The organism is Acinetobacter sp. Gutcm_16 (assembly GCF_028649355.1).
Lineage (GTDB): Bacteria > Pseudomonadota > Gammaproteobacteria > Pseudomonadales > Moraxellaceae > Acinetobacter > Acinetobacter johnsonii.
On the sequence record NZ_JAQSUV010000018.1, the window covers coordinates 55,338 to 68,019 of the forward strand.

Here is a 12,682-nt window from a genome sequence, read left to right on the forward strand (position 1 = left end):
CTAGCAGCATCCACGAATTGATGAGTGATTATGAGTTTAGCCAGCCTAATTGATGAATTAAACCCGCAACAAAAACAAGCTGCCACGACTGAGTCGCAACACAGTCTGGTGCTCGCAGGGGCTGGCTGTGGCAAGACGAAAACCATTGTGGCACGAGCGGCGTACCTAATTGATCAAGGGATTCCTGCCAACCAAATTCAGATTTTAACCTTTACCCGTCGTTCAGCCAGCGAGATTGTGGCGCGAGTGGAGCTGGCTTTAGGTGAGCAGGCAAAAGGGTTGCGTGCTTCTACTTTTCATACTTTTTGTATGTATCTGCTGCGCCGTGTACCGAAAGCGTTTGGTTTAGAGCAGTTTTCAATTATTGATCGTGATGATCAGCTGATGATGTTCCGCCTGATTCGTGGGAAAGATGACAAGAAAAATCCCAATCAGCTGCCTAAACCGCAAGAACTCTGTGACCTATATTCTTTTGCACGAAATACGCGTCAAAAGTTGAGTGATGCCTTAGAAAAACAGCATCCTGAGCATTTGGCTTTTAAAGATCAAATGGCGGAAATCATGAAAGAGTACGAGACACGAAAACGTGCGCGTAGCTTTTTAGATTATGACGATATTTTGGCGATCGTGGCCTCAGCACTCGACCAGTCAGAAGGTTTAGCGGACTATGTGGCATCGCTCTGCAAACACATGCTGGTCGATGAAATGCAGGACACCAACCCTTTGCAGTGGGCCTTGCTTGAGCCCCTTAAAGACAAAGTGAGCCTGTTCTGCGTGGGTGATGATGCACAGTCGATTTATGGTTTCCGTGGGGCTGATTTTGAAAATATTCACCATTTTAAAGACCGTGTGCCGAATGCTCAGGTGTTTAAATTGGAGCAAAACTATCGTTCAACCCAAGAAATTTTAGACCTTTCAAATTGGCTGCTCGATCAATCTGAGATTCAATATAACAAACGCCTAGATGCTCATCGGGGTGAGGGCGTGAAGCCTCGCATGCACATTTTCCCAAATGAGTTTGATGAAGCAAAATGGATTGCGATCGACATTAAAGAGCGCCATTACTTACAAGGCAGTAAATGGTCGGATCATATGGTTTTGGTCCGTTCTAGCTTTGCAGCACGTCATATTGAGGCGGCGTGTATAGCGGCCAATGTCCCCTATCGATTTATTGGGGGCATGAAACTGCTTGAAACCGCACATGTGAAAGATTTACTGAGCTTGCTGCGCGTGATTGCCAATCCTCTAGATGATATTGCATGGATGCGTTTTCTTACCTTGTGGAATGGGGTGGGAGATGTGGGTGCAAGCCGTCTTGCTCAGCAACTTTTACTGGAGCCTGAGTTTGATTTGATCTTTGATAAATTAGAGAAATTTGGGCGAATTCCAGCTGAAACTGTGTTGATCATGAAGCAAATGACGGTACTGAAACAGGAAGTACAGGCTTGTGTCGGTTTGGGTATTCAGGCGATTGAAGCACAATTGGCAGAAAATTATAAAAAAGACTGGAACCGCCGCCAAGGTGACTTTGAGCTGGTGAAGCAATTGGCTTCTAAACATACCCAATTGAGTGAGTTTCTAGAGGAATATGTGCTTGATCCTGTGTCGATTTCTGAAATCGAACGCCAGTCCGATAGCGATGTCGTCACCCTGATTACCATTCACTCGGCCAAAGGCACAGAGCAAAAGGTCTGTTATGTCGTCAATGTCACCCCAGGGCAATATCCACATGCACGTGCCCAAGGTGATTTTAATGATGTCGAAGAAGAACGTCGGGTCTTGTATGTGGCGCTGACCCGTGCGCAGAATGAGCTGATTTTAACCAAGCAAAATTTAAGTCTATGGGCACGAGACGTGATTGATGAGCAAGGGCGCAAAGTCGAAAGTTATTTTTTGAATGATCTGACGCGAAATTTGTGTAGCATGGAAACCCATCATAAGCCTCGTCAGCAAACCGTAAAGAGTGCTTTAATTGAGCGCCAATCGATTAATTTAGATTTTGGGATTAATCTCGATTAAACTAAACAGATTACATTGTGGTATTTGTTGTGCAATGTTCAGAAAGTAGCGTAGGCGATTGCTTTTTGATGATTTTGCCTATTTTTGAAGGTTGTAAGATGAAAATTTTAGTTCGTAATTTAGAGCGTACAGTAGCTGAAGCTGAACTGCTTGAATTATTTAAGCAATATGGCACAGTTGCATCATGTAATTTAATCCTTGATGCAGCAACAGGTAAATCGAAAGGTTTTGCATTTGTTGAAATGCCACACGCACGTGAAGCGATTAAAGCTATTAAAGGGCTTAATACACTACGTCTGCATGGCACTGGTATTCGCGTCAAACAGGCGGAAGATAAGCCTGAGAAGCCAGAAGCATAAATAAAAAGGAGCAATGGATGCTCCTTTTTTATGGGATAAAATGAAAAAAATCTATCCAGCTTTATCGATTGTTGCGCCGATGGGACGACAAATCTCTCAAGGAAATAAAACCTTAGCGATCCGTTCTTGGCGACCAGAGCAATGGCCGCTCAAAGATTTGATTATTGTGGAAAATAAGTACTATTTAACCCACGAGGACGATGAAGAGTTGGGGTATGCTGTTGCTATGGTTGATGTTGAGTCGATTCACTCATGGAGAGAAGATGAGCTTGATTCGGCGATGGCATCATATTGGGAAGAGGGATATTGGGCTTGGGTACTCACAAATGTGCGTCCAATCCATATTTCGATGCCTGTCATAGCAAAAAGAAAGATTTATTTTATTGAAATAGATCATGCATAATTTTTATTATGCACTGCTGTATAGAAAGATTAATCTTAGAATTGTTATAAACGCCAAAACTTAGGAACACCCTTCATGACTCGTGTTGCCCGTTACCATGCTGATCGCACTAACCAAAAACTCTACTTTGCTCGACTTTCATGTCAACAAGCAGAACAAATTGATCATGTGCAACAAGCTCAGGCTTACCGTGAGGCTGCTGTGTTTCACTTGCATGGCGCGGTGCTTGCGTTTCTACAAGAGTTGGTCCGTTACTACCGCTTAAATGACTTTACCCCGACCTTGAAGTCCATAGAGGAGCATATGGCAGCTAAGGGCCAAGTCTCGCCTGAAGTGACTGTAATGCAACAACTCTCGAAAGAAGGTTTCATTGCCGAGTTAAAACGTACTTATCGCTTGTGTCAGTATGCGCCAGAGCCGAGTACACCTGAACCTGAGTCAGAAACTTCATCGAATCTGATCATTAAAGTCACTCAAACCCCTCAGGCATGGTTACCCGATACCAAAATTTTACGCGAGTGGCATCGAGACTTAACGGCGTTGATCGATGGCTTTCGGAATGAGATGGTTGAATTCTAAAAGCGATGACCAGCGCTTGAAGTTTGAAAATTTGTCCTTATATCAATAAGTCTAAGCGAAGCAAAGTGCAACTGCCTTTGCCACCATGTTGAACATGGAGGAAATATGTCTATAGAACAATTGAAAGAATTATTTGGAAATCAAGAAGCCATTTTAGAATTGGTTCAACTTGAAGGTGGTGAGCTCGCACTACGTAACGCAGGTTCGGAGAGTGCGCCTTTAGTCACGATCCAGTTTAATGAAGAGCTCAAAGCATTATTGGGCGACCAGACAACAGTCGTTGCTCAGCAGATGGTGCAAGCGGCTTTATACGGCTTACTTGAAAAACAAGTAGGCGAGTGGCAAGCGGAAGTGGTGGATGAAAAGCCACAGTTCTTCAGCTAAGCCGAATATGAAAAAACGCACTGAACAGTGCGTTTTTTGTATCCAGTGTTGGTTGGTTAGTGGGTGGGTGCTTGATGATGTGCAATCTGAATTTGATTTAAAATATGATTGCTCATATTTTTCGCCATTTCCTCTTTTGCAAAATAAACTTCACCAATTTGATCGCGGCGAATCACTTCGGCTTCTTCTTTGCTTTCCGCACATACTAAGACCTGAATCTCAGGATTGAGGGTTTTGGCAATATCCACGATTTTATGAATATCTAAAATATCCATCGGGGAAAGTACCAACAGGCGCGCATGTTGAATATGGGCTTGAATCAGTACACCAGGGTCTGTCGCCATGCCAGAAACAGCCGCAATGCCTTTTTCACGTAGGTTTTCTACAATTTCACGGTTTTCTTCCGCAATCACCACTTTAATGTCTTCGGCCATCAATTGTTTGGTAATACGACGGCCCACTTCACCATGCCCAACAATTACCACTTGGTCACGTAAATAGTCTTGTGAGACTTCATCAGGCAGCATTGCTAGTGGGTCACCACTACGCTCCAGTAAGCGTGCTAGATGCGAGCGCTCACGAATCCAACGTTGTACAGGCTCAATTGCGGAGAACACAAAGCTGTTTAAGGTGATGGAGATGAGTGCTCCTGCCAAAATTAGGTTTTGCCCTTCTAAGGACAAGAGTTTAAGTGAAACCCCGAGTGTGGCTAAGATGAAGGAAAACTCACCAATCTGTGCCAGTGACGCACCGACGGTGAGGGCTGTATTGATGGGATAGCGGAAAAAGAGCACTAGTGCCATAGCGGCAATGGTTTTGCCGACCATAATAATTGCAACGACTGCAAGCACATGCACCGGTTGTTCCACTAAGATGCGCGGGTCAAATAACATACCCACTGCAACAAAGAACAAAATGGCAAAAATTTCACGTAGAGGAAGAGTTTCTTCTTCGGCACGGTGGCTAAAGTCAGACTCTTTAACGACCATTCCTGCAAAGAACGCGCCCAGTGCCATGGAAACACCGAAAATTTTGTACGCGCCAAAGGCGATTGAGACCGCAGCAGCCACCACGGTTAAGGTAAACAGTTCACGTGAACCAAGGCGAGCGACAAATTGCATGATCATTGGAACAAGACGTTTCCCGATGATCAGCATAAAAGCGATGAAGCCTACAACTTTAAGTAAGGTAATGCCTAAGGTAAGCCAAATGTTGTCATCAGCACTGCCTGTAAGGGCTTCTCCACCGAGTAGAACTGCTGTTGCGGGTAAGAGTACCAGTACCAAGACCATGACCAGATCTTCAACCAAGAGCCAACCTACGGCAATTTTACCGTTGACCGAATTGAGTAGACCACGGTCTCCCAGTGCTTTGAGTAATACCACTGTACTGGCACAAGACAGGCTTAAGCCGAAGACCAAGGCAGAACCAAAACTCCACCCCCAGATCATACTGACGCCTATTCCGAGTAGAGTCGCGACAGCAATTTGTAAAATAGCACCAGGCAGTGCAATACGTCGAACTTGTAATAAGTCATTGAGGGAAAAATGCATGCCCACACCAAACATGAGGAACATGACCCCAAGTTCAGCCAATTGGTTCGCCAGATGAATGTCCGCGACAATACCAGGGGTATTGGGACTAATAATGATACCCGCAATCAGATAACCAATGAGTGGGGGAAGGCGTAAGCGTACGGCAAGATAGCCGAAAATGAGCGCAAGCCCAAAACCGACAGCAAGTAATATAATGAGATCTACGTCATGAGGCACTAAAAACTCCTTAAGCAAAAGTTAAGGGTGAAAAAGAAGCAAAGCACAAAAGGTGCCAAAAGAGATTAAAAGTTTAACAAGTCGAACGAAAAAAAAGCAAAAAAAAACGACCTAAAGCAGGTCGTTTTTTCCAAAAAACTAAAATTATTTAATTTTAGCTTCTTTGAAGATTACGTGTTGACGGATTTTTGGATCAAATTTTTTGATTTCCATTTTTTCCGGCATAGTACGTTTGTTCTTAGTTGTGGTATAGAAATAACCTGTACCAGCAGTAGAAACTAGGCGAATTTTATCACGCATGGTTCAGACTCCTTAGATCTTTTGACCTTGAGCACGTAGGTCAGCAACAACCTTCTCGATACCCAATTTGTCGATAATACGCATACCTTTTGTAGTTAGACGAAGACGTACAAAACGTTTTTCGCTTTCTAACCAGAAACGGTGGTGATGCAGGTTCGGCTCGAACCGGCGTTTGGTTTTGTTATTGGCGTGCGAGACGTTGTTGCCAACGACTGGACGCTTGCCGGTAACTTGGCAAACCTTAGACATGGTGAACTCCATTGCTAGACAGCACCGATTGTGCGCTAGTTATTAAGTAAACGGATGAAATCATTCAAGGGGCGTTTTATACCAAAAATGCGCTTAAAAGACAAGCGATTTTCATTAAAACTAGGCATGAACCCGTGCGATAGGTCATGCCTTGATCATTTAGCGAAGAAGGGTCTTTGAAATCAACTTGTGAATTGGTTTGTTAAACGGTGGGAGAATGAATTTCAAGCTATATAACTTGGGATTCGACATCACTGACCGTTCATGCGACAAACTGAAGAAACCTTCTGGACCATGATATTTCCCCATACCTGATGCACCAACGCCACCAAATGGTAAATCGTCTTGTGCGACATGGGTCAAAACCGTGTTTTGTCCGAAATGCCCTGAATGAGTACGCTGTGCGACATAATCTGCACGCGCCTGATCAAAGTCGAAGTAGTATAATGCAAGTGGACGCGGACGGCTATTAATAAACTCGATAACATCGTCTATTTGATCATATTCCATGATCGGTAGCAGTGGTCCAAAGATTTCCTCTTGCATAATACGCATGTCAGGCGTGACCCCTGTTAATAGTGTAGGGGGCACTTTGCGGGTGTCGGAGAAGGTTTCATGGGCTGGGTTGACCTCAACCACCTGCGCTCCATGCTCACGTGCATTTTCAAGATAACCTTGCAAGCGGTTGTATTGGCGGTCATTAATAATAGAGGTGTAGTCTGGATTATGCAGAATGTCAGGATACATCTCTTCTACACACTCGCGGAAGTGTTCAATGAACTCGGCAGTTTTACCTTTAGGCAAGAACATATAGTCAGGTGCCACACAGGTTTGACCTGCATTCCACAGTTTACCTGCAGCAATCCGCTGTGCAACATCCCGTAAATGAATAGAAGGATGTACTAATACTGGTGATTTTCCGCCAAGTTCGAGGATCAATGGAACGAGGTTCTCTGCCGCAGCAGACATGACGGTTTTACCGACATTGGTTGAACCTGTGAAAATCAGTTTGTCAAAAGCCAGACGACAAAAGGCATCCGAGATCGCGCCACCGCCATTGGTCACGGAAACTAATTCTTGAGGAAAGGCTTCAGAGAGCGCTTTTTCAAGAATGCGACCAAAGTTACTCGATGAACTAGAAATCTTAATCATGGCATGGTTACCTGCCGCCAAAGCACAAATTAAGGGTCCAATCGAGAGTAATAAAGGATAGTTCCATGGGGTAATAATGCCGATCACACCTAAAGGTTGATATTGCACCCATGCTTTAGCCGGCTGGTGAATGATGGAAACGTGACGTTTCGAGGGTTTCATCCACGTGGTTAAATGCTTGCTATAATATTTGATGTGTTCAAGGCAGGTGAGCAATTCCCCAATTTTGGTTTCACTGGTGGAACGGTTGCCATAGTCTTGATTAATTGCCTCTGCAAATTGATCTTGATACTTAACTAAGATACGCTTAAGTCGTGCCAAACGGTCAATACGCTCTTTTGCGGTTGGCAATGGATAACGTAAATAAGCGTGCTTTTGCTGTTCAAGCACATCATGTAGGTGCTGAATATCATAAGAATGTGGTGTCAATGAAGTTGTTTTTGTTTGACTGTTCATGCCGCACTACCATTTCAAATTTCAATTTATGTTTAATTTTTAGAGTAATTGCTCTAATTAGTCAAGTTACTTTATGTGTTAGTCTTCTAATGCACTGAATGAATGGTTATTTTAGGATGTCTCAAACTAAAACGTTGAAAACCAAAGAACGTATTTTGCAACTCAGTTTGCAGCTTTTTAACGAGCGTGGAGAACGTTCTGTTACGACCAATCATATTGCCGCTGAATTGAATATGAGTCCGGGCAATTTGTATTATCACTTTCGCAATAAAAGTGAAATTATCAAAGAGCTCATGGAACAGTATCAGAAAGAAACGCTGGACATGCTGGCACTGCCGGATGATCGTGTTTTGGATGTGAATGATAAAATTAGTTATTTCCAAGTGTTAAGCAACCAATTGTGGGCCTATCGCTTTTTACATCGTGATGTTTATCATTTAGTTGAAAATAACGAAGATTTTAGAAAAATGTATCCACGTTTTGCTGGACAGGTGATGCAACAAGGGCAAAAAATTTATCAGGCCTTTGTTGATGCTGGTTTAATGCAAATGACACCTTCTGAAATAGAGGCCTTGGTGATTAACTTGTGGATTGTCCTCACCAACTGGACTAACTTTTTGTATATGTCTGGGCATATCAGTGATTCAAATCATCTTGAAGAGAAATGGGTTTGGCAAGCGTTGCGCCAAATGGTGTTCTTAGAAGGAGCGTATTTGCGCGGTGAAAGCCGTGAAACATATGAGCGATTATTGGAAAGTTTTGGCCCGTCAGAACTTTTCGCGAGTCTTTCACATATGAAAAATAATTGAAGCCGAAAAACAAGCTATTTAGAAAGCGCATGAAACGCGGTAGAATACTCGGCTTATTTTGATTAGGTGTAACAAGAACCAACATGAACATGACAACTGCTAACACAGCACGTTTACTGATTACTTGTGAAGATAAGCCAGGGATCGTGCAAGCTGTATCGAGCTTTTTGTATCATCAAGGCGCGAATATTACTGCGCTTGATCAATACGCGACTGAAGCTCAGGGCGGACGTTACTTTATGCGTGTTGAGTTTGAACTGGACAATTTACAGTCTCGTAAAGAAAGCATTACTCAAACTTTTGCTGCAAATGTAGCAGAGCGTTATGAAATGCAATGGCGTTTGGCGCTGGTCAGCGATGTGAAAAAAGTCGGGATTTTGGTGTCTAAAGTAGACCACGCCTTACTTGAGCTCTTATGGCGTCATGCGCGTGGTGGTTTGCCGTGCGAAATTACCAAAGTGATTTCTAACCACGAAACTTTACGTGAAGCGGTTGAGAACTTTGGCATTCCGTTTGAAGTTGTCCCTGTAACGAAGGACAACAAACGCGAAGCTTATGCTGAAATTGATGAATTAATGCAAGGCAATGATTTATTGGTACTTGCGCGTTATATGCAAATTCTAGATGAAGCATTTGTCGAAAAGTGGGAAATGAAAGTGATCAACATTCACCATTCATTTCTACCTGCTTTTGTTGGTGCAAACCCATACAAGCAAGCGCATGAAAAAGGTGTAAAACTTATTGGCGCAACCGCGCACTATGTCACTGCGGATCTGGATCAAGGTCCGATCATTGAGCAAGATGTAGAGCGTGTGAACCATGACTTTACGGTTGATCAATTACGTGAATTGGGTCAGGATGTTGAACGTAATGTCTTGGCACGTGCAGTGAAGTGGCACTTAGAAGACCGTATTATTGTTGATGGTAACAAAACAGTCGTTTTCCAATAAAAAATGGGTTGCAAGCACGATTTAAAAAGGCATACATTAAGTATGCCTTTTTTGTTTGGGTATGATTAGAAAAAACCATAAAAAGTGACAAATTAATAGTTGCAAATGAAAACACTTCTCATTTATCATTGCGCTACTTTATTGTACTAACCGATAAGCGTTATAGTGGAAACCAACCCAGTGGCCACTCCGCTTAAATTAGGTCACCGATTTTAATGAGTTCAACAGTTATTTCTCCTATGCAGACTCCCAACCCGATGAAAAAGAAAGTTCTTGCTGCTTTGATCGCGGTTGTCGTGGGCCATATGGGCGTATTGTGGGCAGTGAACCACATGAAAGCTCCTGAACTCAAACCGATTGAAAAAGAACCCTTGAAGGTTCGCTTCGTTAAAATTCAAGAACCACCAAAACCGCTACCGCCTAAGCCGAAGGAAGAACCGAAAAAGGAACCGACTAAGCCGAAGGAAGTGAAGATTGTGGAAAAACCACAACCGACCCCACCGAAAAAGGTAGAAAAGGTTCAACAAGTTAAAAAAGCAGAAGTGGTTAAACCGGTTGTTAAACCAACCGAAACCCCAGTAAAACCGACAGTCACCACGACGATTACAGAGAAAAAAGTCGAAAAGCCTGTCGAGAAACAAGAACAAGCGAAACCTGTCACTCAAGCTGCACCAGCTGATACTTCACCTAAGTCGGTGTCGATTGGTGGTTCAGGTGTGCAATGGAGTCGCTCTCCAAAACCAGTTTATAGTAATCAAGATTTACAAGGTGAAAACCGTCGAGTCGTTGTGCTGATTGAGGCGAATGAAAAAGGGGCGATTGTGAATGCCCGTATTACGCGCTCAAGTGGTGTGCCTGCTTTAGATGAAAAGATTTTAAGAGCTGTCAAAGGCGCTAAATTTAAACCTTATAAAGAAAATGGTGTGGCTTATCCAATTCGGGCTGAGCAACCATTTGATTTAGAATTGAATACAAAACGCTAACTTTATCAGGAGTTCGAGTATGAACTTTTCAGTTTATTGGCAACATGCTGATGCAGTCAGTAAAACACTGTATTTCATCTTGTTGGCAATGTCGATTGCAACGTGGACCATCTTTGTTTTACGTATCATGGGTACACGTCAATTGAAACAACAAGCTTATGCTCAACTTTCGCAAGCTTTAGCTAAGTTAAAATCAAAGTTTGCTGTATTGAACTTTGAACAACGTAAAGCCGTTGCAGAACAAGCACTCCTTCGTCAAATTTCTGCTGAAAAAGCGAATGCTGAGAAAGGTGTTTCAGTTCTAGGTACGATTGCATCGCTTGCACCGTTCGTGGGTTTGTTCGGTACAGTATGGGGGATTTTCCATGCCCTTGTTGCTGTTGGCAAAAGTGGTCAAGCGGGCTTAGCGCAAGTTGCAACTCCTGTAGGTGAAGCACTGATCATGACGGGTTTAGGTTTGGCTGTCGCGATTCCTGCGGTGTTAGCGTATAACATCTGTGCGCGTGTAAACCGTACTCTGGCACATGAGCTTCAAGACCAAGCACACGGCTTGCTCATTGATACCATGTTGCAACAAGACTCAGCACCTGCGGCAGTAGAAAGTAAAGCGACTCAACAAGGTTTAGTTGGAGGTCAAGCTTAATGGCTTTTCAATTGGGTGACGATAACGATGCTGGCATGAATGAGATGAACCTCATTCCGCTGATCGATATTATGCTGGTTTTGATGATCATCTTCTTGGTGACAGCGACCGTTGCCAACCCATCAATTCCATTAACTTTACCAAAAACGACAGCTGATATTGTAGATCCTCCACCTAAAGCCATTACGGTGAGCATTAATGCAAAAGGCGAAGTGGCTTGGGATAATCAAGTGATTAGCTTGGAAGAACTACAAACGCGTTTTAATGAAGCGGGTGAGTTGGAAACCAAGCCAACGGTTCAACTTCGTGCAGATAAAGAATCTCGTTACGACATGGTGGCACAAGTCATGTCTCGTGCGAGTGAAGCTGGACTGGCGGATATTGCTTTCGTCAGCGATAACTAAGCTGATGTTAAAAAAAGCGACTCTTGAAGTCGCTTTTTTTATTGTGAATTATTGAGTTATTTACTGTCTTTCAATAAAGCCTGAAACTTAGAGCGCAGTTTCATCAGTTTTGGCGGAATGGCAAAGTTGCAATAGCCTTGAGATGGGTTACGAGCGTAAAAGTTTTGGTGATAGTCTTCAGCCGAATAGAACATCGGTACAGGACTTAGTTCGGTCACAATCTCGAGACCTTCTGCCTTTAAGTCGTTAATCGCTTGCTCAGCATCAGCACGCTGCGCATCATTAAAATAGTAAATGACTGAACGATACTGGGTGCCGACATCATTGCCTTGACGGTTGAGTGTCGTAGGATCATGAGTGGCAAAAAACACATCGAGTAGCTGAGCATAGCTGATTTGAGTTTCATCAAAATCAATTAAAATAACTTCGGCGTGGTTGGTATCGCCACGACAAATATCTTCATACGTCGGGTTGTCGGTGTCTCCACCTGCATAACCACTGGTCACTTTATGTATGCCCTGAAGCTCTAAATAAACCGCTTCTACACACCAAAAACATCCACCACCAAAGAGTGCTTGTTGCATTTTAAAATCCTAATTGTGTTTATATCTGTTTATATAAGGGCAGATTGGTTCAGTACAATGTTGTCTGTTACAGATTAAAAAAGCCTGTGATTACAGGCTTTTTATAGAAATAATTTAACGTGGTTGAATGGCAGAGCCAAACTGTAGCAGCAAGTTACCATGTCGATCGAGTAGTTTCAGAGTTTTACCAAACACTTGGTAATGTGTCACTTTTGCCAGCGCTTCTTGGAACTGTTGCGGAACAGCACTGTTATTGATACAGGCCATTCGGGTGGTTGCGAGCTGGCTCAAGGTGAGCGTATCGCGTCCGACGGTATAGCTGCCCATAATGCGGTTACAGCCATCTGCACCACTGATGCGGTTATCAGCTGAAAACTGAAGGCTTGGAATATTACGTTCATTGGGTGCTGTTTTAATTTCGGTATTGCCAATTTGCGTCAAAATCCAAGTCCGTTGCTGAAGCTGTTGAATGTTGGTCATTTCAATGGTGTCGGATGGCGGTGGTGTCGTTTGGCAGCCAGTCATGATTAAGCTACTCGCTAAAAGACTGCTTGCAATCAGTTTTTTTAACATGGGATCAGACTCTTATTGTGATGTATCGTCTGAACTATCAAAGCAAATTTTGTCCTTGATTGC

16 protein-coding genes are annotated in these 12,682 nt (G+C 43.3%); 10 read left to right on the forward strand and 6 right to left on the reverse strand.

Annotation, left to right across the window (positions count from 1 at the left end):
• Positions 1-30: 30 nt before the first annotated feature.
• From PTT44_RS03265 to PTT44_RS03285, 5 genes are all read left to right on the forward strand, one after another.
• The gene (locus PTT44_RS03265; RefSeq protein ID WP_168157999.1) at positions 31-2,019 is read left to right on the forward strand and encodes an ATP-dependent helicase; all 1,989 of its coding nucleotides are present in this window, start codon (positions 31-33) and stop codon (positions 2,017-2,019) included.
• A gap of 98 nt (positions 2,020-2,117) precedes the next feature.
• Positions 2,118-2,378, forward strand: a complete 261-nt coding sequence (locus tag PTT44_RS03270) for an RNA recognition motif domain-containing protein (protein WP_004692489.1) — start codon at positions 2,118-2,120, stop codon at positions 2,376-2,378.
• 40 nt (positions 2,379-2,418) lie between these two features.
• Positions 2,419-2,781 carry an ASCH domain-containing protein gene (locus tag PTT44_RS03275; RefSeq protein ID WP_252726098.1) on the forward strand — a complete coding sequence of 121 codons (363 nt, stop codon included), beginning with the start codon at positions 2,419-2,421 and terminating at the stop codon, positions 2,779-2,781.
• A gap of 75 nt (positions 2,782-2,856) precedes the next feature.
• Entirely contained in the window at positions 2,857-3,360 is a 504-nt protein-coding gene (locus tag PTT44_RS03280) for a DUF6586 family protein (protein WP_168157997.1), read from the forward strand.
• A gap of 105 nt (positions 3,361-3,465) precedes the next feature.
• The gene (locus tag PTT44_RS03285) at positions 3,466-3,744 is read left to right on the forward strand and encodes a hypothetical protein (protein WP_004692486.1); all 279 of its coding nucleotides are present in this window, start codon (positions 3,466-3,468) and stop codon (positions 3,742-3,744) included.
• A gap of 56 nt (positions 3,745-3,800) precedes the next feature.
• Here the strand turns inward: PTT44_RS03285 and PTT44_RS03290 are convergent, their stop codons facing one another.
• The 4 genes from PTT44_RS03290 to PTT44_RS03305 all read right to left on the reverse strand — a co-directional run bounded on the left by PTT44_RS03290 (position 3,801) and on the right by PTT44_RS03305 (position 7,673).
• Complete coding sequence (locus PTT44_RS03290; protein ID WP_168157996.1) at positions 3,801-5,516, reverse strand: cation:proton antiporter; 1,716 nt, start codon at positions 5,514-5,516, stop codon at positions 3,801-3,803.
• Positions 5,517-5,660: 144 nt separating this feature from the next.
• Positions 5,661-5,816, reverse strand: a complete 156-nt coding sequence (gene rpmG / locus PTT44_RS03295; RefSeq protein WP_003654787.1) for a 50S ribosomal protein L33 — start codon at positions 5,814-5,816, stop codon at positions 5,661-5,663.
• A gap of 12 nt (positions 5,817-5,828) precedes the next feature.
• Positions 5,829-6,065: a 50S ribosomal protein L28 gene (rpmB, locus tag PTT44_RS03300; RefSeq protein WP_000048256.1), complete on the reverse strand. Its 237-nt coding sequence runs from the start codon at positions 6,063-6,065 to the stop codon at positions 5,829-5,831.
• 159 nt (positions 6,066-6,224) lie between these two features.
• Positions 6,225-7,673 (reverse strand): coniferyl aldehyde dehydrogenase, encoded by a 1,449-nt coding sequence (locus tag PTT44_RS03305; protein WP_168157995.1) that lies wholly within the window; start codon positions 7,671-7,673, stop codon positions 6,225-6,227.
• 116 nt (positions 7,674-7,789) lie between these two features.
• Between PTT44_RS03305 and PTT44_RS03310 the strand changes: the two genes are divergently transcribed.
• The 5 genes from PTT44_RS03310 to PTT44_RS03330 all read left to right on the forward strand — a co-directional run bounded on the left by PTT44_RS03310 (position 7,790) and on the right by PTT44_RS03330 (position 11,462).
• Entirely contained in the window at positions 7,790-8,482 is a 693-nt protein-coding gene (locus PTT44_RS03310; protein WP_087527660.1) for a TetR/AcrR family transcriptional regulator, read from the forward strand.
• 83 nt (positions 8,483-8,565) lie between these two features.
• Positions 8,566-9,432 carry a formyltetrahydrofolate deformylase gene (gene purU / locus PTT44_RS03315; RefSeq protein ID WP_004692478.1) on the forward strand — a complete coding sequence of 289 codons (867 nt, stop codon included), beginning with the start codon at positions 8,566-8,568 and terminating at the stop codon, positions 9,430-9,432.
• Positions 9,433-9,647: 215 nt separating this feature from the next.
• Positions 9,648-10,415 carry an energy transducer TonB gene (locus PTT44_RS03320; protein WP_168157994.1) on the forward strand — a complete coding sequence of 256 codons (768 nt, stop codon included), beginning with the start codon at positions 9,648-9,650 and terminating at the stop codon, positions 10,413-10,415.
• Between the two features lie 19 nt (positions 10,416-10,434).
• The gene (locus PTT44_RS03325) at positions 10,435-11,058 is read left to right on the forward strand and encodes a MotA/TolQ/ExbB proton channel family protein (protein ID WP_004692475.1); all 624 of its coding nucleotides are present in this window, start codon (positions 10,435-10,437) and stop codon (positions 11,056-11,058) included.
• A complete protein-coding gene (locus tag PTT44_RS03330) occupies positions 11,058-11,462 on the forward strand; it encodes an ExbD/TolR family protein (RefSeq protein ID WP_004692473.1) in 405 nt (134 codons plus the stop codon). Before PTT44_RS03325 ends, PTT44_RS03330 begins: the two co-directional genes overlap by 1 nt.
• A gap of 56 nt (positions 11,463-11,518) precedes the next feature.
• Here the strand turns inward: PTT44_RS03330 and msrA are convergent, their stop codons facing one another.
• Together msrA and PTT44_RS03340 are read right to left on the reverse strand one after the other, a co-directional pair.
• Complete coding sequence (msrA, locus tag PTT44_RS03335; protein ID WP_168157993.1) at positions 11,519-12,046, reverse strand: peptide-methionine (S)-S-oxide reductase MsrA; 528 nt, start codon at positions 12,044-12,046, stop codon at positions 11,519-11,521.
• 114 nt (positions 12,047-12,160) lie between these two features.
• Entirely contained in the window at positions 12,161-12,619 is a 459-nt protein-coding gene (locus tag PTT44_RS03340) for an META domain-containing protein (protein ID WP_168157992.1), read from the reverse strand.
• Positions 12,620-12,682: the final 63 nt, after the last annotated feature.

Bases quoted from the DNA above. Each gene is read 5' to 3' on its own strand.
- PTT44_RS03265 (WP_168157999.1), top strand. From the start codon at position 31: ATGAGTTTAGCCAGCCTAATTGATGAATTAAACCCGCAACAAAAACAA.
- PTT44_RS03270 (WP_004692489.1), top strand. From the start codon at position 2,118: ATGAAAATTTTAGTTCGTAATTTAGAGCGTACAGTAGCTGAAGCTGAA.
- PTT44_RS03275 (WP_252726098.1), top strand. From the start codon at position 2,419: ATGAAAAAAATCTATCCAGCTTTATCGATTGTTGCGCCGATGGGACGA.
- PTT44_RS03280 (WP_168157997.1), top strand. From the start codon at position 2,857: ATGACTCGTGTTGCCCGTTACCATGCTGATCGCACTAACCAAAAACTC.
- PTT44_RS03285 (WP_004692486.1), top strand. From the start codon at position 3,466: ATGTCTATAGAACAATTGAAAGAATTATTTGGAAATCAAGAAGCCATT.
- rpmG (WP_003654787.1), bottom strand. From the start codon at position 5,816: ATGCGTGATAAAATTCGCCTAGTTTCTACTGCTGGTACAGGTTATTTC.
- rpmB (WP_000048256.1), bottom strand. From the start codon at position 6,065: ATGTCTAAGGTTTGCCAAGTTACCGGCAAGCGTCCAGTCGTTGGCAAC.
- PTT44_RS03305 (WP_168157995.1), bottom strand. From the start codon at position 7,673: ATGAACAGTCAAACAAAAACAACTTCATTGACACCACATTCTTATGAT.
- PTT44_RS03310 (WP_087527660.1), top strand. From the start codon at position 7,790: ATGTCTCAAACTAAAACGTTGAAAACCAAAGAACGTATTTTGCAACTC.
- purU (WP_004692478.1), top strand. From the start codon at position 8,566: ATGAACATGACAACTGCTAACACAGCACGTTTACTGATTACTTGTGAA.
- PTT44_RS03320 (WP_168157994.1), top strand. From the start codon at position 9,648: ATGAGTTCAACAGTTATTTCTCCTATGCAGACTCCCAACCCGATGAAA.
- PTT44_RS03325 (WP_004692475.1), top strand. From the start codon at position 10,435: ATGAACTTTTCAGTTTATTGGCAACATGCTGATGCAGTCAGTAAAACA.
- PTT44_RS03330 (WP_004692473.1), top strand. From the start codon at position 11,058: ATGGCTTTTCAATTGGGTGACGATAACGATGCTGGCATGAATGAGATG.
- msrA (WP_168157993.1), bottom strand. From the start codon at position 12,046: ATGCAACAAGCACTCTTTGGTGGTGGATGTTTTTGGTGTGTAGAAGCG.
- PTT44_RS03340 (WP_168157992.1), bottom strand. From the start codon at position 12,619: ATGTTAAAAAAACTGATTGCAAGCAGTCTTTTAGCGAGTAGCTTAATC.